Below are 20590 nucleotides of genomic sequence, written 5' to 3' on the forward strand. Positions count from 1 at the left end.
GCTGGCCTACGTGGGCGACGTTGTGGGTACCGGTTCTTCCCGTAAATCAGCGACCAACTCCGTGCTGTGGTTCATGGGTGACGATATCCCTCATGTACCGAACAAACGCGGCGGCGGCCTGTGCCTTGGCGGCAAAATTGCACCTATCTTCTTCAACACCATGGAAGATGCGGGCGCACTGCCAATTGAAGTCGATGTTTCCAACCTGAACATGGGCGACGTCATTGACGTGTACCCGTTCAAAGGCGAAGTGCGTAACCACGAAACCGGCGAACTGCTGGCAACCTTCGAGCTGAAAACCGACGTACTGATCGACGAAGTACGTGCCGGTGGCCGTATCCCGCTGATCATCGGCCGTGGCCTGACCACCAAAGCGCGTGAAGCGCTGGGCCTGCCGCACAGCGATGTATTCCGTCAGGCGAAAGACGTGGCGGAAAGCAGCCGCGGCTTCTCTCTGGCGCAGAAAATGGTTGGCCGCGCCTGTGGCGTGAAAGGTATTCGTCCGGGCGCGTACTGCGAACCGAAGATGACCTCCGTCGGTTCTCAGGATACCACCGGCCCAATGACCCGCGACGAACTGAAAGACCTGGCGTGCCTGGGCTTCTCTTCTGACCTGGTGATGCAGTCCTTCTGTCACACTGCCGCCTATCCTAAGCCGGTTGACGTGACCACGCACCACACGCTGCCAGACTTCATCATGAACCGTGGCGGTGTCTCCCTGCGTCCGGGCGACGGCGTTATCCACTCCTGGCTGAACCGTATGCTGCTGCCAGATACCGTGGGTACCGGCGGTGACTCTCATACCCGTTTCCCAATCGGTATCTCCTTCCCGGCGGGCTCTGGTCTGGTGGCGTTTGCTGCGGCGACCGGCGTGATGCCGCTGGATATGCCGGAATCTGTACTGGTGCGCTTTAAAGGCAAAATGCAGCCGGGTATCACACTGCGTGACCTGGTTCATGCGATTCCGCTGTATGCGATTCGCCAGGGCCTGCTGACCGTTGAGAAGAAAGGTAAGAAAAACATCTTCTCTGGCCGCATTCTGGAAATCGAAGGTCTGCCGGATCTGAAAGTTGAGCAGGCGTTTGAGCTGACCGATGCTTCCGCAGAGCGTTCTGCTGCGGGCTGTACCATCAAGTTGAACAAAGAGCCAATCGTTGAGTACCTGACCTCCAACATCGTTCTGCTGAAGTGGATGATCGCGGAAGGCTACGGCGACCGTCGTACGCTGGAACGTCGTGTTCAGGGTATGGAGAAATGGCTGGCGAACCCTGAACTGCTGGAAGCTGACGCTGATGCAGAGTACGCAGCGGTGATCGACATCGATCTGGCTGACATTAAAGAGCCAATCCTGTGTGCGCCAAACGATCCGGACGACGCGCGTCTGCTGTCTGACGTACAGGGCGAGAAGATTGACGAAGTGTTCATTGGCTCCTGCATGACCAACATCGGCCACTTCCGTGCTGCCGGTAAGCTGCTGGATAACCATAAAGGCCAGCTGCCGACCCGCCTGTGGGTGGCTCCGCCAACCCGTATGGACGCAGCTCAGCTGACCGAAGAAGGTTACTACAGCGTGTTCGGTAAGAGCGGTGCGCGTATCGAGATCCCTGGCTGCTCACTGTGTATGGGTAACCAGGCGCGCGTAGCCGACGGTGCGACGGTCGTTTCGACCTCTACCCGTAACTTCCCGAACCGTTTAGGTACCGGTGCGAACGTCTTCCTGGCCTCTGCGGAGCTGGCGGCCGTTTCGGCGCTGATCGGCAAGCTGCCAACCCCGGAAGAGTACCAGACCTTCGTGGCTCAGGTTGATAAGACGGCGGTAGATACCTACCGTTACCTGAACTTCGACCAGCTCTCTCAGTACACTGAGAAAGCCGACGGCGTTATCTTCCAGACCGCAGTATAAGAACGTAGACCGGACGAGATGCGTTAGCATCGACTCCGGGAAATTCCCGGCGGCGCTACGCTTGGCCGGGCTACCAGTAAAGGCGAGAGTGTGAACTCTCGCTTTTTTTATTTCTGTTTTAACCGCACCAAATGTCTATTACTGCGTTTTACCATTTCCTTAACATCTCTTTACCGCGCGGCAAACTTAATGATTCCATAAAATCACCTCGGCATCGGGTCCGAAGGAGCGTTTGCTATGTCCGTTATCCCCCCTTCAGCGTTGGTTAAACTGCGTCCACAGCTGACGTTGTATGGAGCGCGTCAGATTCTTGAACACGCTCAGACTCAGGCGGCAGCCAGAGCGCGTGCGGTGAGCATTGCCGTTGTTGATATTCACGGTGCGCTTATTGCATTCGCCCGTGACGACGACGCCTCAGGCGTTACCATCAATACCGCCATCGAAAAGGCCCGCACGGCGGCGCTATTACGCGAGTCATCGAAGGTTTTCGAATCGTTTATCAATGGTGGTTTACCGAGCTTTCTTTCCACGCCGGACGTGACCCCTTTACAGGGCGGTGTACCGGTGGTTGTTGACGGACTGATCGTTGGCGCGGTAGGTGTGAGCGGTGCTAGCGGTGATGAAGATGCGGAACTGGCAACCTCAGCGGCGATGCTATTTTCCAGAGATAAAGGAGCAGGTGATGGCAGCACTACAGACTAAAACCGTTGTCATTATTGGCGGCAGCTCGGGGATTGGCTTTCGTGTGGCACAGCTTGCGGCACAGGAGGGGGCGAATCTGATTATCGTCGGCCGCAACCGAGAACGCCTGACGGCAGCGAGGTCAGAACTGTCACAGATGGGCGTCGCCGTCATGACGCATGAAGCCGATGTGCATAACGCCGACGCGCTGGAGGCATTATTTGCGGCACTACCGCCGTTTAACCATCTGGTATCGATGGTCGGTGACGTGATGGGCGGTGGTTTCCTGAATGCGCCAATGGCGACCATTCGTCACGTGATGGAATCAAAGTTCTTTACCAACGTCAGAATCGGCCAATTGGCGGCCACTAAGCTGCTGCCCGGCGGTTGCCTGATTTATACCTCCGGCACCGGTGGACGAGCGCAGGATGCCTGTGCAAGCTATGTCGGCAACCTGGGTATTAACGCGCTGGTGGAAGGTCTGGCAGTTGAGATGGCGCCCAATGTCCGCGTCAATGCCGTCTCGCCAACCTGGACGGTGACGCCATTCTGGCGCGATATGCCAGCTGAACAGCTGGAGGCGACCAGACAGCGTTTTGCCGAGTCTATTCCGCTTGGGCGCACGGCCACGATTGACGAACTGGCGCAGGCCTACCTCTTCCTATTGCAAAATAACTTTATCACCGGACAGCATATCGCCATTGATGGCGGAATAATGCTCTGAAGCTGATGATAATGCGCTCGGTCAGGCGGTGAGCGCATTTTTATTTGCGCGACTATACCCGGCACGCTTTTTTTATTGCTCGCTGCTGCGATAATTACCTATAGGTACAATGCAGCGGTGACGCATTGCCTTTGTAGAGGAACAAATTATGGATTATGAATTTCTGCGTGACGTTACCGGAGGGGTAAAAGTACGTATGTCGATGGGCCACGAAGTGGTCGGTCACTGGTTTAATGAAGAGGTCAAAGACAACCTCACGCTACTGGACGAAGTGGAACAGGCTGCACGTACCGTCAAAGGCAGCGAACGCTCATGGCAGCGCGCGGGGCATGAATATACCCTGTGGTTGGACGGCGAAGAAGTGATGGTTCGCGCCAATCAGCTGGAGATTTCCGGCGATGAGATGGAAGAGGGGATGAGCTACTACGATGAAGAGAGCTTGTCACTGTGCGGCGTTGAGGACTTTTTACAGGTCGTTGCCGCCTATCGCGAGTTTATCAAGCAGCGCTAACGGATGCGGAGCCTGTGGGCTCCGCGACGCGCATTATTTCACGTAGGCCAGCAGGCTCAGAGAGTCGCGAGCCAGTGCTTTGCACTTCTTCGAGGTAGGAATGCCGATGCCGCTGAGATCGCGGTAGCTGTCTTCACCCAGCGCCTTCATATTAAAGGTATCGTAGTTGCTGAGATCCCACTGATTTTGTTGGGCAAAAAAGACCAATGCGCGACGAATTTGCGTGTTCGGTAGATTCTGGTAACCACAGTCGTTTTTCAGGAAGACAAATACCGCCGTGAGATCGGCCATATCTTCTGCTTCAGACTCGCTTAAAGCATAACTGGAACTGGACATCGCCAGCAGCGATCCAAGCAGTACCGTTCGGAAAAACGTCTTCATTTCTTCTACCTTACATCGTCGATATTCAACGTTAACATACTTCCAGAAGCGGCGGGAGGCTTTCTTAAAGCTTTCTGCTTGACCTTCCCGCAGGGGTAGGGTTTAAGCTCAATTAATCACCAGAAGCCGAAAAGGATGTAACGATGCATCGTCGTGATTTTATCAAACTCAGCGCCGCTATCGGCGTTGCCAGCGCCTTGCCTCTGTGGAGCCGTGCGGTATTCGCCGCCGAGCGCACCATGCTTCCCATTCCTCCCCTGCTTGCCGCCGATGCGAATAATCAGATCTTGCTGACCGTTCAGGCCGGAAAGACGCAATTTGCGGGAAAAACCGCGACAACCTGGGGCTACAACGGCAGCCTGTTAGGGCCGGCTATTCAGCTGCAACAGGGTAAACCCATTACGGTGAAAATTAACAACACCCTGCCGGAAGAGACCACCGTGCACTGGCACGGACTGGAAGTGCCGGGTGAGGTAGACGGTGGTCCTCAAGGGGTTATCCAACCTGGCGGCAGCCGAACCGTCACGTTTACGCCAACCCAGCGCGCGGCAACCTGCTGGTTCCACCCGCATCAGCACGGCAAAACCGGGCATCAGGTGGCGATGGGGCTGGCGGGCCTTGTGCTCATCGAAGATGTAGATAGCCAGAAACTGATGCTGCCTAAACAGTGGGGTATCGACGATGTGCCGGTGATTATGCAGGACAAAAAATTTACCGCCGCCGGTGAGATTGACTATCAGCTGGACGTAATGAGCGCCGCGGTGGGCTGGTTTGGCGATACGCTGCTGACCAACGGCGTGACCTACCCGCAGCATACGCCGCCACGGGGCTGGCTGCGCCTGCGTTTGCTGAACGGCTGTAATGCACGCTCACTGACCATTGCGACCAGCGATAAGCGCCCGATGTATGTGGTTGCCAGCGATGGCGGACTGCTGGCTGAGCCGGTGAAAGTCAGTGAGCTGCCGATGCTGATGGGCGAGCGTTTTGAAGTGCTGGTGGATGCCCGCGATGGCAAACCGTTCGATATCCTGACCCTTCCTGTGACGCAGATGGGCATGGCCGTCGCGCCGTTCGATAAGGCGGTGCCGGTCCTGCACGTTCAGCCTATCGGCATTCCGGGATCAGCAACGCTGCCGGATACACTCGTAGACATGCCTGCACTGCCGTCGCTGGATGGGCTGACTGAACGCAAGCTCCAGCTCTCAATGGACCCGATGCTCGACATGATGGGCATGCAGGCGCTGATGCAGAAGTACGGAAATCAGGCGATGGGCGGCATGGATCACGGCGGCATGATGGGCCACGGTGGGATGAAAATGGACCACGGCGGAATGGGTAATATGCACCACGGCGACGGTGGGTTCGACTTCCACAACGCGAACCGTATCAACGGCAAAGCGTTTGATATGAAAGTGCCGATGTTTGCTGCGGCTAAAGGGCAGTATGAGCGTTGGGTGATTTCCGGCGAGGGCGACATGATGCTGCACCCGTTCCATATTCATGGCACCCAGTTCCGCATCCTGCGCGAGAACGGTCAGCCACCGGCGGCGCATCGCGCAGGCTGGAAAGACACCGTTCGTGTTGAGGGCGGTGTCAGCGAGGTACTGGTGAAGTTTGACCACAGCGCACCGAAAGAGCAGGCCTATATGGCGCACTGCCACCTGCTGGAGCATGAAGATACCGGCATGATGCTCGGCTTTACCGTTTAACGTGCCACCGGATAGCGGTCCCGCTATCCGGTAACCCTCTGGGGTAGATACAGATTTCAGCCATATCATTCAGCGAACTTCTCGCTATACTCCGGTGGTTAACGATTAATCACGAGGTAAGAATGGCTATCTTTGGTAAGGCTCTGGCAGCCTCTTTTGTCATGCTGGTGGCGGTATCGGCGCACGCTGACATGAAGATGGAACGCAAAGACATCCCTGAATTAAAGCTGAGCATCGAGATCCCGCAGACGCTCACACCAATGCCTGATGACATGGCGAAAATCAAATACCCTTCTGAAAACCGCCCGCAGGTGATCTATGGTGATGAACGCGGTAAAGCGTCTTTAGGCCTTAGTAACGGTCGCCATGCGCTGCCCGCAGACAAGCTCGACGTGGCAAAGGATGCGACGCTGAACATGCTGAAAAACTTCAAACCGCAGGCGGAATCCGTGACGGTGGATGGGCATAAGGCGTGGTTGATTACCTTCCGCTCTCAGGCGGCGGATACTGATATCCTGAATATGCTGCTGGTGACGTCAGAAAACGATAAAGCCGTGCAGGCCGCGTTTAACATGACAAAAGATTTGGAAGGGCAATATAAGGATGTGGCCAGGGCTTCACTGCTGTCGATTAAGTTTGATAAGTAAATCGGCCGGGCCACAATATTCGTAGCCCGGGCGAGGCGTATACGCCGACCCCGGGGTCGGCGCTAACGCTTACTTCGCGTCGTCAGGTAACGCATAGGCGACGATATAATCACCCATCTTCGTACCAAACGAACCGTGACCACCTGCGGAAATGACCACGTACTGCTTGCCATTCACCTCATAGGTCATCGGCGTTGCCTGACCGCCTGCTGGCAGACGGCCCTGCCACAGTTTCTCACCGTTGCTCATGTTGTATGCGCGCAGGTAGTTATCGGCGGTTGCCGCGATAAACAGCACGTTACCCGCCGTGGAGATTGGGCCACCCAGCATCGGCATACCCATGTTGAACGGCAGCGGAACCGGCATTGGGAACGGCAGGCTATCCTGCGGCGTACCCAGACGTTTTTTCCATACCACTTCGTTGGTTTTCAGATCCAGCGCGGAGATATAACCCCAGGCTGGCTGTTTGCATGGCAGACCAAACGGTGACAGGAACGCGTTCAGCGTTACGCCAAACGGCACGCCGTACTGCGGCTGAATGCCGGACTCGGTACCGCTGGACTTCGCGTCTTTCGGTGGCTCCATTGGGTTGCCTGGTCCGCGCGGAATCAGCTTCGATACAAACGGCAGCGCCATTGGGTTAGCAATCGCCACCTGACGGTTAGGGTCGACGGAGATACCGCCCCACTCGAACATCCCCAGGTTACCCGGGAACACCAGCGTGCCCTGCTCGGACGGCGGGGTGAAAATGCCGTCATAGCGCAGTTTGTGGAACATCACGCGGCACACCAGCTGGTCGAACATGGTGGCGCCCCACATATCCGCACCGGTCAGATCTTTCTTCGGACGGAAGCTCAGATCGGAGAACGGCTGGGTTTTGGTGACGTAGTCGCCTTTGGCCGCGCCCTGTGGAACCGGTTTTTCCGGTGCCGGAACGACCAGCTCGCCGTTACGGCGGTCGAGCACGAAGATGTTACCGGTTTTCGCTGGCGCGTAGATAACCGGCACCGTTTTACCGTCAACGGAGATGTCAGCCAGCGTCGGCTGGGACGGCATATCCATATCCCACAGATCGTGGTGAACGGTCTGGTAGCTCCAGGCAAGCTTACCGGTGGTCGCATTCAGCGCCACAATCGAGCTCGCATAGCGTTCCTGCTCTGGCGTACGGTTGCCACCCCAGATATCTGGCGTGGTGACGCCCATTGGCAGATACACCAGATCCAGCTTCGCATCATAGGCTGCTGGAGCCCAGGAGTTCGGCGAGTTGAAGGTGTAGTGCTGGCCTTCGCCTGGAATCGCATTCGGGTCTTTCGCGCCCGGGTCAAAGGCCCACAGCAGTTTGCCGCTGTTAACGTCAAAGCCGCGGATAACGCCAGATGGCTCACGGGTGGAGAAGTTATCGGTGACCGCGCCTGCAATCACGATAACTTTATCGGTGATAATCGGTGGTGAAGTAGGTTCGTACATACCCGGAGTGGTGACCGGCATGTCGGTTTGGAGGTTGAGAATGCCTTTGTTGGCAAAGCTTTCACACAGCTTACCGGTGTCGGCGTTGAGGGCAAAGATACGGCCATCGTTCACCGGCAGGATAATACGGCGCGGACAGTCGGCAACCACGTCAGGGGATGCGTTCGCAGCGGTCGCTTCATGGTAAGACACGCCACGGCAGGTCACGTGCTGGAAGCTTGGGTCGGTGCCGAGCTGCGGGTCAAAGTGCCATTTCTCTTTACCGGTTGCCGCGTCCAGGGCAAACACGCGCTGGTGGGCGGTGCAGAGGTAGAGCATATTGCCAATCTTGATAGGGGTGACTTCGTTAGTGATTTCACCCGGATCGTTTGGCTGCTTCAGGTCGCCGGTACGGAACACCCAGGCTTCCTTCAGATTATGCACGTTATCGGCGTTAATCTGCTTCAGCGGCGAGAAGCGCTGACCTTCCTGGTTGCGGCCATAGGCCGGCCAGTCTTGATCGGCAACCTGAGAGATTGGCTCTGCAGGCGTCGCATCTGCGCTCAGCGTGCCGTTCACTTCCTGCGGGTCATGGAAACCAGCCCAGGTCAGGATACCGGCGCTGATAACCAGCGCGACGACCAGCGCCGCGACGGCTCCGCTCGACGGTACCACCAGACGGCGCCAGACGAATGGCAAAATCAGCCAGACGCCGAAGATAACCAGTACGTCGCTACGCGGCGTAAGCGCCCAGAAGTCGAAGCCGACTTCCCACACGCCCCACACCATGGTTGCCAGCAGCAGTACGGCGTAAAGCCACAGCGCTGAACGCTTAGCGCGCCAAAGCTGTGCGGTAATGCCCAGCATCACCAGACCCGCGATAGGGTAATACCAGGAACCCCCAATCGCGACCAGCCATATGCCGCCAATCAATAGATATAAGCCGCAGAACGCCGCGAAGAGGGCAGTTAGCCTCCCGAGAAGTCCTGGACGTTGATGATTTGTTTCAGCCATAGAAGAGTGTCCATTTGTTTGTTAATTATTGCTTTCATTTCATTATAGGATTTAACAAGTGTGATCGAAATCACAAATTGAGCTTTATTATCGAATTAGCCGCATGAATCGTTTTGCTGGTATACTTTCTCGCTTGCTGATCAACCTCGTGACTCTGGGTTAACGGGTTGAGTGATTTACATTTAAAATCATGTGGTTAGTTAAATGAAACATACTGTTGAAGTGATGATCCCGGAAGCGGAGATCAAGGCGCGTATCGCTGAACTGGGTCGTCTGATTAACGAGCGTTATAAAGACAGCGGCAGCGAAATGGTGTTAGTCGGTCTGCTGCGCGGCTCGTTCATGTTCATGGCTGACCTGTGCCGTGAAGTACAGGTTCCGCACGAAGTCGATTTTATGACGGCATCCAGCTATGGCAGCGGTATGTCCACCACCCGCGACGTGAAAATCCTCAAAGATCTCGACGAAGATATTCGCGGTAAAGACGTGCTGATCGTCGAAGACATTATCGACTCCGGGAACACCCTGTCGAAAGTGCGTGAGATCCTGAGCCTGCGCGAGCCGAAGTCGCTGGCGATTTGTACGCTGCTGGATAAACCAACCCGTCGTGAAGTTGAAGTGCCGGTTGAGTTTGTCGGCTTCTCTATTCCGGACGAATTCGTCGTGGGTTACGGGATTGATTACGCTCAGCGTTATCGCCACCTGCCATACGTTGGCAAAGTGGTGCTGTTAGACGAGTAAGTTTGCAGGTAGCCCGGACGAGGCGGAACGCCGACTCCGGGACACACCCGGCTTCACTGCGTTCGGCCGGGCGACAAGGGATGATTTCCCTTATTTATGATTGATATGTTTTAACTTGAGGTTGGAAATCCCGTGGCGGTAACGCTGCTCGAGGGTTTCGCGGCTCGTGGCGGTCACATCAAGGTCGCGCAGCAGGCCGTCGTGAATACCGTACGCCCAACCGTGAATCGTCACCTTCTGCCCACGTTTCCATGCTGATTGCATAATCGTCGAATGGCCCAGGTTATACACTTGCTCCATGACGTTCAGCTCGCATAGCGTATCCATGCGGCGCTCCGGCGGCATCTCGCCCAGCAATGAACTATGTTTGAACCAGATATCGCGAATGTGCAGCAGCCAGTTGTCGATTAAGCCCAGTTCCGGATTTTCCACCGCCGCCTGTACGCCGCCGCAGCCGTAGTGGCCACAGATAATAATGTGTTCAACTTCCAGAACATCAACGGCATACTGCACCACGGAAAGGCAGTTAAGATCGGTGTGGATAACCAGGTTTGCGACGTTACGGTGGACGAACAGTTCGCCAGGCTCAAGCCCGGTCAGGCGCTCGGCGGGGACGCGGCTGTCAGAACATCCAATCCATAAAAAACGAGGTTTTTGCGCTTGCGACAGCGTCGCAAAAAAGCCGGGATCCTCTTCTCTCAGCATCTTTGACCATAGTGCATTGTTGCTGATGAGTGTATCTATGTCGTTCATGGAAGCGGTAACCCAGTAATTTTCGTTGGGTTAATATAGGGCAACTCCTGATTTATTAAAACCAAATACTCGTCGTACTTTACATTGCAACGGCGTTGGCTATCCTCGCTCACCCCTGTCACGTACGGGCGTACGCTCCAGGGGATTCGCTGCGTCGCCGCCTTGTTGCAACGTAAATTACCTAGAGTAAATATCAAGTATCAGAATGTAAGGTAAGCGAAAATCTATGACCATTGCACTGGAATTAGAGCAACTGACAAAGACCTATCCTGGCGGCGTACAGGCGCTGCGTGGGATCGATCTTAAAGTCGAAGCCGGTGATTTCTACGCGCTTCTGGGGCCGAACGGCGCGGGTAAATCGACCACCATCGGGATTATCAGCTCGCTGGTGAACAAAACCTCGGGACGCGTGAGCGTATTTGGTTATGACCTGCAAAAAGATGTGGTCAACGCCAAACGTCAGCTTGGGCTGGTGCCGCAGGAGTTCAACTTCAACCCGTTTGAAACCGTGCAGCAAATCGTGGTGAACCAGGCGGGCTACTACGGCGTTGAGCATAAAGAAGCGGTCATTCGCAGTGAAAAATATCTTAAGCAGCTCGATCTGTGGGAAAAACGCAACGAACGTGCGCGGATGCTCTCCGGCGGGATGAAGCGTCGTCTGATGATTGCGCGTGCGCTGATGCATGAACCAAAGCTGTTGATTCTCGACGAACCTACCGCGGGCGTTGATATTGAACTGCGTCGCTCCATGTGGGGATTCCTCAAGGATCTCAACGACAAAGGCACCACCATCATTCTGACCACCCACTATCTGGAAGAGGCAGAAATGCTGTGCCGCAATATCGGCATCATCCAGCGCGGTGAACTGGTAGAGAACACCTCAATGAAGGAGCTGCTCTCCAAGCTGAAGTCAGAAACCTTTATTCTCGATCTGGCGCCGAAAAGCCCGCTGCCGAAGCTCGAAGGTTACAAGCACACGCTGGTGGATACCTCGACGCTGGAAGTCGAAGTGCTGCGTGAGCAGGGGATTAACAGCGTCTTTGCGCAGCTGAGCGCGCAGGGCATCCAGGTACTGAGTATGCGTAACAAAGCGAACCGCCTTGAAGAGCTGTTTGTCTCGCTGGTTCATGAAAAACAAGGAGATCGCGCATGATGCAGCTTTACTGGGTTGCGCTGAAAAGCATCTGGGCGAAAGAGATCCACCGCTTTATGCGTATCTGGATCCAGACGCTGGTACCACCCGTCATCACCATGACGCTGTACTTTATTATTTTCGGCAACCTGATCGGTTCCCGTATCGGTGAAATGCACGGCTTTACCTACATGCAGTTTATCGTGCCGGGTCTGATTATGATGGCGGTGATTACCAACGCCTATGCCAACGTGGCCTCGTCATTCTTCAGCGCGAAGTTCCAGCGCAACATTGAAGAGCTGCTGGTCGCACCGGTGCCAACGCACGTTATCATCGCCGGGTTTGTCGGCGGCGGCGTGGCGCGCGGCCTGTGCGTGGGGATTCTGGTCACGGCTATTTCGCTGTTCTTCGTACCGTTCCAGGTTCACTCGTGGGTCTTCGTGGCGCTGACGCTGATCCTGACCGCAGTGCTGTTCTCGCTTGCTGGCCTGCTTAACGCGGTTTTTGCCAAGACCTTCGATGACATCAGCCTGATCCCAACCTTCGTGCTGACGCCGCTGACCTACCTCGGCGGGGTGTTCTATTCGCTGACGCTGCTGCCACCGTTCTGGCAAGGGCTGTCGCACCTGAACCCGATCGTCTACATGATAAGTGGCTTCCGCTACGGTTTCCTCGGCATTAATGATGTCCCACTGGTGACGACATTTGGCGTGCTGGTGGTGTTCATCGCCGCGTTTTATCTGCTGTGCTGGTATCTCATCCAGCGTGGACGCGGCCTGCGTAGCTAGCAGTGCTGCATTTCCCGGCAGGTAAACGCTGCCGGGAACCATTCTTTGACAGTCATCACCCCGCTTAATTGATTACTTAGCTAAACTGCTTGCCTGCTAAGGAGGCAAGTTATGTTAGGTTGGGTCATTTCCTGCCACGACGACAAAGCACAGGAACTGCTGGATCGTCTGGAAAAAAAATATGGGCCGCTGGCGCAGTGTCGAGCCGTCAATTACTGGCGAGGGCTGAGTTCAAATATGCTCAGCCGCATGATGTGCGATGCGTTACATCAGACTGATTCTGGGGACGGGGTTATCTTTCTCACCGATAACGCGGGCGCCGCCCCGTATCGCGTGGCTGCGCTGATGAGCCATAAGCACAGCGGCTGCGAAGTGATCGCGGGTATCCACTATTCATTAATTGAACAAATGATTCCTCTGCGGGATTCCCTCAGCAGCAGCGCCTTTCGCGAGCGCATTGTGACGCTGGGTTCGCCCGGAGTGACCAGCCTGTGGCATCAGCAGCAGAAAAATCCGCCCTTTGTTCTACTTCACGACCTGTATGAGTCTTAAACATTGGTATTGATGTAGCTTTTGTTACAATAGTAGAGTCGTTTCCCGCTTCGGTTATTGCTCATGGCTATACGTACGGTTGTTTTCTTCCTGCTTTTCCTCACCGGCAGCGTGGCCGCCGCGTTGCCCACTCGCTATATGCAGACAACCGAGGATGCTGCTATATGGGCGCGTGTCGGCAATAAAACGATGACCGTGGGCAACCTGCGTGCCGGACAAATCATCGCCATTGAGCCCGATGTTGAAGACTACTACACCTTTAGCTTTGGTTTCGGTAAGGGCTTTATTGATAAAGGCCACCTTGAGCCGGTGCAGGGCAAACAGCGCGTTGAGGATGGGCTGGGGGATTTAAACAAACCGCTGAGCAATCAGAATCTGGTGACCTGGAAAGACACGCCGGTCTACAATGCGCCGGATATCGGTAGCGCACCATTCGGTACGTTGGCGGAGAACCTGCGCTATCCGGTTATCAACAAGCTGAAAGACCGGCTCAATCAGACCTGGTATCAGATTCGCATCGGGGAACGTCTGGCCTATATCAGCGCGCTGGACGCCCAGCCGGATAACGGCATTCCGGTCATTACCTACCACCATATTTTGCGCGATGAAGAGAACACCCGTTTTCGTCATACCTCCACCACTACCTCGGTACGTGCCTTTAGTAACCAGATGACCTGGCTGCGCGATATGGGCTATACCACGCTGACCATGTATCAGCTTGAGGACTATGTTCATAATCGCGCTAATCTTCCTGCGCGTGCGGTGGTGATAACCTTTGACGATGGGCTAAAGTCGGTCAGCCGCTACGCCTACCCGATACTTAAGCAGTACGGCTTTAAAGCCACGGCGTTTATCATCACCTCGCGCATTAAGCGCCATCCACAGAAGTGGGCGCCGAAGTCGCTGCAGTTTATGAGCGTTTCCGAGCTGGAAGAGATTAAAGATGTTTTTGATTTCCAGTCACATACCCACTTCCTGCACCGGGTAGATGCTCACCGTCGGCCAATTCTGCTGAGCCGGAGCTATCACAATATCCTGTTTGATTTTGAGCGCTCGCGACGGGCGCTGGCGCAGTTTAATCCGCACGTACTTTATCTCTCGTACCCGTTCGGTGGCTATAACGCGACGGCGGTGCAGGCGGCGAGCGATGCCGGCTTTCATCTGGCAGTGACGACGGTAAAAGGGAAGGTGAAGCCGGGGGATAATCCGATGCTGCTGAAGCGTCTGTATATTATGCGGACGGATTCGCTGGAGACGATGTCGCGGCTGATCAGCAATCAACCGCAGGGGTAAGGTTAGTAGTAGGACATTAACACGGTGGCGGCGGCTTTGAACTCTCCGGCCTTCATCGGATTACCGTCTTTGACTAATTGAGCGCTAAAACTGAATACGTTGGCCGTGGTGTTTGAACCGGTATTGAAGCTGTAGCGTGTTTCGAGGGATGAGTTCGGGATGAGTTGACTGTAGCTCCACCCGCTCAGCAGTTTGACGCCTACGCCGGAGGCAGCATTGCTGGTGAGCGTATTCCCCAGCAGGTCGTTACTGCTTCCCGTTGTTTTATTCGAGGTGATTTTCACATCAGCGCCAAACAGGTTATTGCAGCCTTTAAGTTGTACGTACATATCCTGGCTACGCGTTGATTGATTAAAATCGGCAAACATATAGTCACCGAGATCGATATTGGTTGAGCCATCGCTCAGCGCTGCGGCCTGGCAGGTGGTGGTAATAATGGGGATTTGAAAGCTGCTTGGCGTAACGTTGAATGTCCAGGGCTTGTTATCTTTATTGGTTCTGTCGCCAATTGCCATTTGCCCTAAAGAAAAACTGGCTTTTGGCGTTAATGTGGTGATACCGGTGGTATTTCCGCTAAACTCACCGTTGTACTGATAAATATGAATGAGTGCCTTCCAGGTTTTATTTTTCCAGCGTTCGTCGTTGTGATCGGCTTCCACCACGACCCAACCATCGTCGCTGGACGAGTCCGAACCTTTGAAGAAACCGCCACCGGCATCGGAATAAATTTTGGCAGTAAAGTAGATGCCGGGAATATTGGTATAATACCAGGCTGCGCCATCATCATATACGCTCGATGCGCGAACATAAGAATCATCGAGCTTTTCTTTTAATACCTCACCACTCTGACCTAAGCTACAGGTAGATTGCAGCGAGGGGCTCAGCGTTAAATCTACCGTGGCGAGCAATACCTCACCACTCGAATACATGGGGCCATCGGACTGGCTCCAGCGAATATTATTTGAGGATATGCCATTTACCAGCGTTGTCGTACCACCGCTGCCGTCATCAAACCGACACTCAATCGCGGCGTGCGCTGAGCCAGTTGCTATTAACAGCACGGCGAGCAGAAAATAAAGACGCCTTGCCGGTTTTCGTCGTGTGATAAACATAGGAAACCTTCCTTCATCCTGAATTAGTTATAAATGGTGCTGACCAGTACGTTGCTGGTAATTTTTCCTGCGCTAACCGGGCCGGTATTTTGTGGCCGGGCATAGAACTCGTACTCGGCGGCCCAGCTATTGTTTTGTATATCAATGGTGACGCTAGAGGTACCATCGCTGTTGAGTACATTGGCGTGGCGCGCCGTTGAGAAAATAACAATCCCGACGTTATCCGCGCCGCTTTCTGTCGCTGGCGTTTCGTTGATAAACACCTGCTTGCTGCCCGTTGGCCACCGCCCGCTTTGCGGCTGGAAGCTGAAGCTCAGCGTATTCACCGTCATATTATCTCCCGGGCAGCTTTCTACGTTTATTGTAAAGGCGGTACCCGCAGCGGCGTCGGTGGGAGCAAGGCGCGAGCTGCCGTCAGCGTTATAAAACCACACCTTTCCGACGGTAGGGAGATGTACCTGACCGCCGTCAGACACGGATATCTGGCAGGTGTTTTCAACTATATTGGCGCTGAGGGTCATCTCCAGGTTGGCGTCGCCCGCCTGACAGGTGCTTACGGCTGCCAGGTACGTTAATAGGCTGAAGATGGAGCGTATTTTTTTACTCAGCGTGAATAACACGATTTTCTCCCAACCTTATCTGCTATTGATACGTTACCAGGAAGGTGACCGGGGCGCTGACGTTGCCAGCCGTGACGTCGCTGATAGTTCGTGTCTTGGCAATCACGATGCGGGCATTCATCTCAACATCGACGTCGGTATCGCTAATGGTGATGTTCTGTGCGGGTTTGGTATTGCAGCTTAATAGCGTTCCTGCGCCGGCTTCCCCTTTCCAGATCTCAAACCCGGTGGCGTTGCCCGCGGAGAATGAATCGCCGTCAGAATTCGGGCCAGAACAGGCGCCGCCGCTGCCGGAAGTGGCCTGAATGCTGGCGGACTTAACGCCCACGCAGTCGATGAAGGCAATTTTGAAGGCTTCGCTGCGGCTTTGTGCTACCAGATCGGATTTAAATACGTCGCCAAAAGCGAGCGTGCTGATGGCTTGCCCGCCCGCGCTCTGGATTTGTGCTGTGCAGGTACCGGCTTCAATGGTTGAGGTAAACGTTGCCTGGACGCTAGTCGTGCCGGTGATGTCGGCGAGGGTTACCGGAGAAAAACACGCGGTGGCCAGGGTGATCGTAATCAAAGATATCAGGGTACGCATTTTCATTTTTTTGGCTCCTTGCCGTTACTCATACTCGAAATTAAACGTTGCGGTGGCGCTGAAAATACCGGTTGTTCCTTTACCGGTTGCCGTTTCCATGAGCCGAGCAACTAATGGCACTTCCTTGGCGCTGATTTCGCTTGATGTCCAAAGCAGGCTTTTGGCATCGTCGGTGGCGTTGATTTCAAAAGGTTGATCGGGCGTGATGGCCCGGGCAATGCTGACGCCAACGTTGCTGGCCGCGTTATTGGTCGCCGAATTGCTAATCGCCGTCTGAATGCTGGAAGCGGTACCGGTGATGGTGGTTTTCAGTTTGGTTAAGCTTGACGGGCAATCGACGATTTTGAGCTTAAACGCGGTCGTCGCGGAGCTGTCGGCGTTGATGATTTTATCCAGCTGGGTAATCCCGCCGCTGCCGATGGGAATAATATTGTTTGTGCCGTCGCCGGTGCCGCCTTCAAGGGTCATATCGCAAGTTGTCTCACGAAGCGTCGCGGTAAAGGTCAGGTCGAGGTTGATCGTGCCGCTAGCCATAGACGGCGAGCTTACGCACAGCGTCAGCAAGATGATAATACGTATAAAGAACCATGATGATTGCATAAAACACTCCTTGTGAAATTAATCCATCTGGCAGGTTTGGTTATTCAGCATGATGCTCAACCCCACCTTTTGCGCAGACTCTGTAATGCGATATGTCACTGTACAGCTGCTGTTGGCGGTATTTCCCCATATGACGCGTAGCGTGCCATTGTCCTGCACGCCGCGGACATAAGCCTGCCCCGCCTGGCCGACGGAGCCGATGGAAAGTCCTTTTTCATTGAGCACATCTGCGCCAAGCGGGATAAAACCGTTGTCTGAACGGTGCAGATCGAGCAGCAATGAGCGGCCCTGATCGGTTTCAAAATCGACTCGAATGACGGCGCCGCTGCGCGGTACGGCGATGGTGCTGGTGTTTTTAATCTCTACGTCGGATTCCAGGCTGGAGATATCAAGACCAATTGTGTTTTCCCGATAAGCAGACAAATACGGCATGATGGCGTAACCAGAGCCGTCGATAACGCCATCGCCGGTTGTTAAGCGTGAGCCCTTTGCCCCGGGAGCGTTGACCAGCGCCAGCGTATCTGTGTCGCCGATGCTGCCGGGAGCAAGCGTCATCCCTCCGGAGTGCAGCAGCATACCGCCGCTGTAGCTCAAGGATGTCTGGCGGTTACTTCCGTCTGCGGCGGAGGCGGAGAGGCTTAATGGACCATAGGCGCTGTTGTAGCTACCGTATCCGCCGATTTGTTTGGTATCGCTGCCATCAGCATGAGTAGCGCTGGCATTGATGCTGTAGCTAAATCGGTAATCTTCGGTATTACCGTTAGCGCTGGTATTCAGCGTAGAATTCTTTTTGAGGTCTGAACTCAGGCTGGTGTTGATACTGGAGAATCCGGCCGTGGATTTTTCGTGACCAAACAGCGTTTCAAGTGGAATGCTCAGGTTGATATATAGCCGATCGTCTTTTTCACCATATTCGTTGTAGCTGCGCTGTAATGAGATACTGTAGCTGCCCAGGCTGAACGAGTTGTTATAACCCACAGAGTATTGAGATGTGGTGCTACTGTTATTCCAGTAGTTTTGCCAGCTTCCTGTCAGATAAAGCGAGCCATAGTCCTTTTTTTCCGCCGCCAGCGGTTGGCTCACATTCATCTGTATTTGGTTTTTCATCCGTTGATAGCTGTTATAGGTGCTGTTGCTATCGTTGCCCGTGTGGCTTTGGATTTCGTCGGCGAGCGTGGCAGCATCGCTTAGCGTCAGATAGTTTGCCGTTGAAAAACGGTAGGCGGCGACGTTGAAAGAGGTGTGTGTCGGCTCAATCAGCTTGCTCCAGGAGAGGCGATAGCTTTGGCCGCTTAGCGCGCCCAGGCCGCTAATGTCAGCGTCGGAATAGGTGGCATCCAATGAGAATGCACCCAGCCGCGTATTGACTGCCAACCCTAACAAGCCGGAAAAATAATGGTTATCGGCATACTGCGCGCCAGCGTATCCCGTGACAAGATCCGTTAAGCCGTAAAAACCGGAGAGATAGCCCACTTTGGGGCGTGTCTTCAAATTGCTATCATTCAGCTCCCCTACGCCGATATCCCAGCGGGCATTGCCGGGGCGAATCAGCTGGCTGACGGAAGAGTAAGGTACGGAAAAGGTTCGCTGGCTACCGTCCGACTCTTCGACGGTAACCACCAGATCGCTGCCGTAGCCCACGGTGCTCAAGTCGCTAATTTCGAATTCACCCGGCGGAACGGTGCTTTCATAAATTTTATTGCCGCTTTGCGTCACGGTGACTTTAGCATTGCTGGTGGCAATGCCATGAATCGTAGGCGCATACGTCGAGATCCCGCCCGGCAGCATACGGTCATCGTTATAAATACGCATTCCGCGCAGGTTGAAAGCGTTGAATACATCGCCACGCGTATAGGAATCGCCAAGCAACAACTGTGAATGTAGCTGCGTGAGGTCGCGCTGTAGATAAATGTCCTGGCTGGCGTAGTCAGCGCCGCTATCCTGATCCCAGTTGAGAGTGCCTCGTGAACGCAGGCGCCACGGCCCGATATTCAGACCATATTTCAGGCCAGCATAGGCGGTTTCAGTCGTGCTATTGGCGCTATGGCTGCGCCATGCGTTGAGATCATATGAAAGCATAGCTGCTGCGATCCCGTCATCCCAGAGCGAAGGATCAATATAGCCATTCGGGTGTCTGTCGATATAAATCTGCGGCGAATTGAGGTTGAGAACCTGGGTACTGGCGTCGAAATCCCAACTCATACCGGGGAAGGCGCTGGTGATATCAATGCAGGTATCTTCGTCGTATTTTTTAAGTTTTTCTTTAATTGAATCCGCTTTAATCCCTATCTGCATCAATATTTTTTGGGTGAAGCAGGGTGTGGCTCGCGGGGTGTTATTATCCTTAAAGGTAAAATTGGTCAGCAGCTTTTTTCTTTTGTTTAGTGATAGTTGGGTTTTGAATGTTCCAGGAACGATGGGGTTGCCTTTTGAGAAGCGGCTAATGTCAATATTATTACCGGTGTTAAATAAGAATTGATCGTTGAATTCGACTTCTTCATCAGAAGGTTGAGGCGTAGAGGTATCGGCCGCAAAGGATGGAGCCTGAGCAGCAAAATAGATAAAAATGCAGTAAATCGAACGATGCAGTAACAATCTCTTCACTAATCCATTAGTTACTAACAGCAGCAGCACTGCTAGCGGGTTGTTATGTTATTTTATGACCGTCTGGTGTTGTTCTACTCCACCGAAATCATTAATCGATGCGTAGGTAATTTGGGTGACTTTCGCCGAACCGGTACGAGTGAATGTCATTGCCTGGCTACTGAACGGCGCGACAACGTGCGGCTCAACTTCTTCGGATGTGCCACCAGACTGAGCGGTGACTTTTGCCAGCGAGATGTAATAGGGCGAATCGTTGCGTGCAACCAAAACAGGCTTGCTGTTTTGCTGTTGCTGAGACCATGTTAATTGTGCCGCTGCGGCTGAAGGCGAGCCTTTCAATCCATTTGGGCGGAAGAACATTTTGATACGGGTGCGGAACGCCAACTGCAGCATATTTTGGGTTTCAGCGTTTTTGGCTTTTGGCGGCACTTCAAGTACGTTAAACCAGTACATGGTTTCTCTGTCCTGAGCGAGTGGCTGCCCAAGCCAGGTGATACGCACCGTCTGGCCTTTTCCGGCATCAACACGTGATACTGGCGGTGTGATGATGAAAGGAAGCTTCAGTTCCTGTGGGTTAGTGGTATCGCGGCCATCGTCTAGCCAGGTTTGCACTAATAGCGGTTTTCCTCCTCGGTTTTCCATATTTACCGTCACGTCTTTGGCTGATTCCGGGTAGATAACACGGGTGCCGGAAATCACTATATCGGCGAGAGCGGCATGAGATGCCAGAAAGGTTGCACCAAACAATAGTGCAGATTGGGTGGTTTTAGTCAGACTCATCATATTCATCCATAAA

The 20590-nt window shown here is 54.1% G+C and carries 20 protein-coding genes; 11 read left to right on the forward strand and 9 right to left on the reverse strand.

Annotation, left to right across the window (positions count from 1 at the left end; translation table 11 throughout):
* The 4 genes from acnB to yacL all read left to right on the forward strand — a co-directional run.
* Positions 1 to 1903: bifunctional aconitate hydratase 2/2-methylisocitrate dehydratase (acnB, locus tag GKAS_RS02960; protein ID WP_035891916.1), on the forward strand; the 1903-nt coding region annotated here is incomplete at its 5' end.
* A gap of 237 nt (positions 1904 to 2140) precedes the next feature.
* The gene (locus GKAS_RS02965; protein WP_035891917.1) at positions 2141 to 2605 is read left to right on the forward strand and encodes a GlcG/HbpS family heme-binding protein; all 465 of its coding nucleotides are present in this window, start codon (positions 2141 to 2143) and stop codon (positions 2603 to 2605) included.
* On the forward strand, positions 2586 to 3308 hold the full coding sequence (locus tag GKAS_RS02970; protein ID WP_035891918.1) for an SDR family oxidoreductase: 723 nt from the start codon (positions 2586 to 2588) through the stop codon (positions 3306 to 3308). The genes GKAS_RS02965 and GKAS_RS02970 overlap by 20 nt, the downstream gene beginning before the upstream one ends.
* Positions 3309 to 3456: 148 nt before the next feature.
* On the forward strand, positions 3457 to 3819 hold the full coding sequence (gene yacL / locus GKAS_RS02975; RefSeq protein WP_035891919.1) for a protein YacL: 363 nt from the start codon (positions 3457 to 3459) through the stop codon (positions 3817 to 3819).
* Positions 3820 to 3852: 33 nt separating this feature from the next.
* Here yacL and GKAS_RS02980 read toward each other — a convergent pair whose 3' ends face one another.
* The gene (locus GKAS_RS02980; RefSeq protein ID WP_035891920.1) at positions 3853 to 4200 is read right to left on the reverse strand and encodes a YacC family pilotin-like protein; all 348 of its coding nucleotides are present in this window, start codon (positions 4198 to 4200) and stop codon (positions 3853 to 3855) included.
* A gap of 143 nt (positions 4201 to 4343) precedes the next feature.
* On the opposite strand from GKAS_RS02980, the gene cueO reads away from it, so the two are divergent.
* Positions 4344 to 5909: a multicopper oxidase CueO gene (gene cueO / locus GKAS_RS02985; protein ID WP_035891921.1), complete on the forward strand. Its 1566-nt coding sequence runs from the start codon at positions 4344 to 4346 to the stop codon at positions 5907 to 5909.
* Between the two features lie 122 nt (positions 5910 to 6031).
* Positions 6032 to 6556 (forward strand): hypothetical protein, encoded by a 525-nt coding sequence (locus GKAS_RS02990; RefSeq protein WP_035891922.1) that lies wholly within the window; start codon positions 6032 to 6034, stop codon positions 6554 to 6556.
* 69 nt (positions 6557 to 6625) lie between these two features.
* Here the strand turns inward: GKAS_RS02990 and GKAS_RS02995 are convergent, their stop codons facing one another.
* Positions 6626 to 9016, reverse strand: coding sequence for a glucose/quinate/shikimate family membrane-bound PQQ-dependent dehydrogenase (locus GKAS_RS02995; protein ID WP_035891923.1), 2391 nt, complete (start codon positions 9014 to 9016; stop codon positions 6626 to 6628).
* 204 nt (positions 9017 to 9220) lie between these two features.
* Here GKAS_RS02995 and hpt point away from each other — a divergent pair, with 204 nt between their 5' ends.
* The gene (gene hpt / locus GKAS_RS03000; RefSeq protein WP_035891924.1) at positions 9221 to 9757 is read left to right on the forward strand and encodes a hypoxanthine phosphoribosyltransferase; all 537 of its coding nucleotides are present in this window, start codon (positions 9221 to 9223) and stop codon (positions 9755 to 9757) included.
* Between the two features lie 90 nt (positions 9758 to 9847).
* Here the strand turns inward: hpt and can are convergent, their stop codons facing one another.
* On the reverse strand, positions 9848 to 10510 hold the full coding sequence (can, locus tag GKAS_RS03005; protein WP_035891925.1) for a carbonate dehydratase: 663 nt from the start codon (positions 10508 to 10510) through the stop codon (positions 9848 to 9850).
* A gap of 226 nt (positions 10511 to 10736) precedes the next feature.
* Between can and GKAS_RS03010 the strand changes: the two genes are divergently transcribed.
* From GKAS_RS03010 to GKAS_RS03025, 4 genes are all read left to right on the forward strand, one after another.
* Positions 10737 to 11663, forward strand: coding sequence for an ABC transporter ATP-binding protein (locus tag GKAS_RS03010; RefSeq protein ID WP_035891926.1), 927 nt, complete (start codon positions 10737 to 10739; stop codon positions 11661 to 11663).
* The gene (locus GKAS_RS03015; RefSeq protein WP_035891927.1) at positions 11660 to 12430 is read left to right on the forward strand and encodes an ABC transporter permease; all 771 of its coding nucleotides are present in this window, start codon (positions 11660 to 11662) and stop codon (positions 12428 to 12430) included. Before GKAS_RS03010 ends, GKAS_RS03015 begins: the two co-directional genes overlap by 4 nt.
* Positions 12431 to 12541: 111 nt before the next feature.
* Positions 12542 to 12982: a PTS sugar transporter subunit IIA gene (locus GKAS_RS03020; RefSeq protein WP_035891928.1), complete on the forward strand. Its 441-nt coding sequence runs from the start codon at positions 12542 to 12544 to the stop codon at positions 12980 to 12982.
* A 63-nt stretch (positions 12983 to 13045) separates the two neighbouring features.
* Positions 13046 to 14275, forward strand: a complete 1230-nt coding sequence (locus tag GKAS_RS03025; RefSeq protein WP_035891929.1) for a polysaccharide deacetylase family protein — start codon at positions 13046 to 13048, stop codon at positions 14273 to 14275.
* Positions 14276 to 14277: 2 nt separating this feature from the next.
* On the opposite strand, the gene GKAS_RS03030 is transcribed toward GKAS_RS03025, so the two are convergent.
* The 6 genes from GKAS_RS03030 to GKAS_RS03055 are packed head-to-tail and all read right to left on the reverse strand — an operon-like array spanning position 14278 to position 20577.
* A complete protein-coding gene (locus tag GKAS_RS03030) occupies positions 14278 to 15387 on the reverse strand; it encodes a fimbrial protein (RefSeq protein WP_035891930.1) in 1110 nt (369 codons plus the stop codon).
* A gap of 23 nt (positions 15388 to 15410) precedes the next feature.
* Positions 15411 to 16007, reverse strand: coding sequence for a fimbrial-like protein (locus GKAS_RS03035; protein WP_373995170.1), 597 nt, complete (start codon positions 16005 to 16007; stop codon positions 15411 to 15413).
* Between the two features lie 22 nt (positions 16008 to 16029).
* A complete protein-coding gene (locus GKAS_RS03040) occupies positions 16030 to 16590 on the reverse strand; it encodes a fimbrial protein (RefSeq protein ID WP_035891991.1) in 561 nt (186 codons plus the stop codon).
* A 24-nt stretch (positions 16591 to 16614) separates the two neighbouring features.
* Positions 16615 to 17190: a fimbrial protein gene (locus tag GKAS_RS03045; protein ID WP_051910715.1), complete on the reverse strand. Its 576-nt coding sequence runs from the start codon at positions 17188 to 17190 to the stop codon at positions 16615 to 16617.
* Between the two features lie 18 nt (positions 17191 to 17208).
* Positions 17209 to 19785, reverse strand: coding sequence for an outer membrane usher protein (locus GKAS_RS03050; RefSeq protein WP_035891931.1), 2577 nt, complete (start codon positions 19783 to 19785; stop codon positions 17209 to 17211).
* Positions 19786 to 19842: 57 nt separating this feature from the next.
* Positions 19843 to 20577: a fimbrial chaperone gene (locus tag GKAS_RS03055; RefSeq protein ID WP_035891932.1), complete on the reverse strand. Its 735-nt coding sequence runs from the start codon at positions 20575 to 20577 to the stop codon at positions 19843 to 19845.
* Between the last annotated feature and the right edge of the window lie 13 nt (positions 20578 to 20590).

It is taken from the genome of Kluyvera ascorbata ATCC 33433 (genome assembly GCF_000735365.1).
Taxonomy (GTDB): domain Bacteria; phylum Pseudomonadota; class Gammaproteobacteria; order Enterobacterales; family Enterobacteriaceae; genus Kluyvera; species Kluyvera ascorbata.

Excerpts from the sequence above, each read along its gene's own strand:
- GKAS_RS03020 (WP_035891928.1), top strand. The coding sequence starts at position 12,542 with ATGTTAGGTTGGGTCATTTCCTGCCACGACGACAAAGCACAGGAACTG.
- GKAS_RS02990 (WP_035891922.1), top strand. The coding sequence starts at position 6,032 with ATGGCTATCTTTGGTAAGGCTCTGGCAGCCTCTTTTGTCATGCTGGTG.
- GKAS_RS03015 (WP_035891927.1), top strand. The coding sequence starts at position 11,660 with ATGATGCAGCTTTACTGGGTTGCGCTGAAAAGCATCTGGGCGAAAGAG.
- cueO (WP_035891921.1), top strand. The coding sequence starts at position 4,344 with ATGCATCGTCGTGATTTTATCAAACTCAGCGCCGCTATCGGCGTTGCC.
- hpt (WP_035891924.1), top strand. The coding sequence starts at position 9,221 with ATGAAACATACTGTTGAAGTGATGATCCCGGAAGCGGAGATCAAGGCG.
- GKAS_RS03045 (WP_051910715.1), bottom strand. The coding sequence starts at position 17,190 with ATGCAATCATCATGGTTCTTTATACGTATTATCATCTTGCTGACGCTG.
- GKAS_RS02970 (WP_035891918.1), top strand. The coding sequence starts at position 2,586 with ATGGCAGCACTACAGACTAAAACCGTTGTCATTATTGGCGGCAGCTCG.
- GKAS_RS02980 (WP_035891920.1), bottom strand. The coding sequence starts at position 4,200 with ATGAAGACGTTTTTCCGAACGGTACTGCTTGGATCGCTGCTGGCGATG.
- GKAS_RS02995 (WP_035891923.1), bottom strand. The coding sequence starts at position 9,016 with ATGGCTGAAACAAATCATCAACGTCCAGGACTTCTCGGGAGGCTAACT.
- GKAS_RS03030 (WP_035891930.1), bottom strand. The coding sequence starts at position 15,387 with ATGTTTATCACACGACGAAAACCGGCAAGGCGTCTTTATTTTCTGCTC.
- can (WP_035891925.1), bottom strand. The coding sequence starts at position 10,510 with ATGAACGACATAGATACACTCATCAGCAACAATGCACTATGGTCAAAG.
- GKAS_RS03010 (WP_035891926.1), top strand. The coding sequence starts at position 10,737 with ATGACCATTGCACTGGAATTAGAGCAACTGACAAAGACCTATCCTGGC.
- GKAS_RS03055 (WP_035891932.1), bottom strand. The coding sequence starts at position 20,577 with ATGATGAGTCTGACTAAAACCACCCAATCTGCACTATTGTTTGGTGCA.
- yacL (WP_035891919.1), top strand. The coding sequence starts at position 3,457 with ATGGATTATGAATTTCTGCGTGACGTTACCGGAGGGGTAAAAGTACGT.
- GKAS_RS03040 (WP_035891991.1), bottom strand. The coding sequence starts at position 16,590 with ATGCGTACCCTGATATCTTTGATTACGATCACCCTGGCCACCGCGTGT.
- GKAS_RS02965 (WP_035891917.1), top strand. The coding sequence starts at position 2,141 with ATGTCCGTTATCCCCCCTTCAGCGTTGGTTAAACTGCGTCCACAGCTG.
- GKAS_RS03025 (WP_035891929.1), top strand. The coding sequence starts at position 13,046 with ATGGCTATACGTACGGTTGTTTTCTTCCTGCTTTTCCTCACCGGCAGC.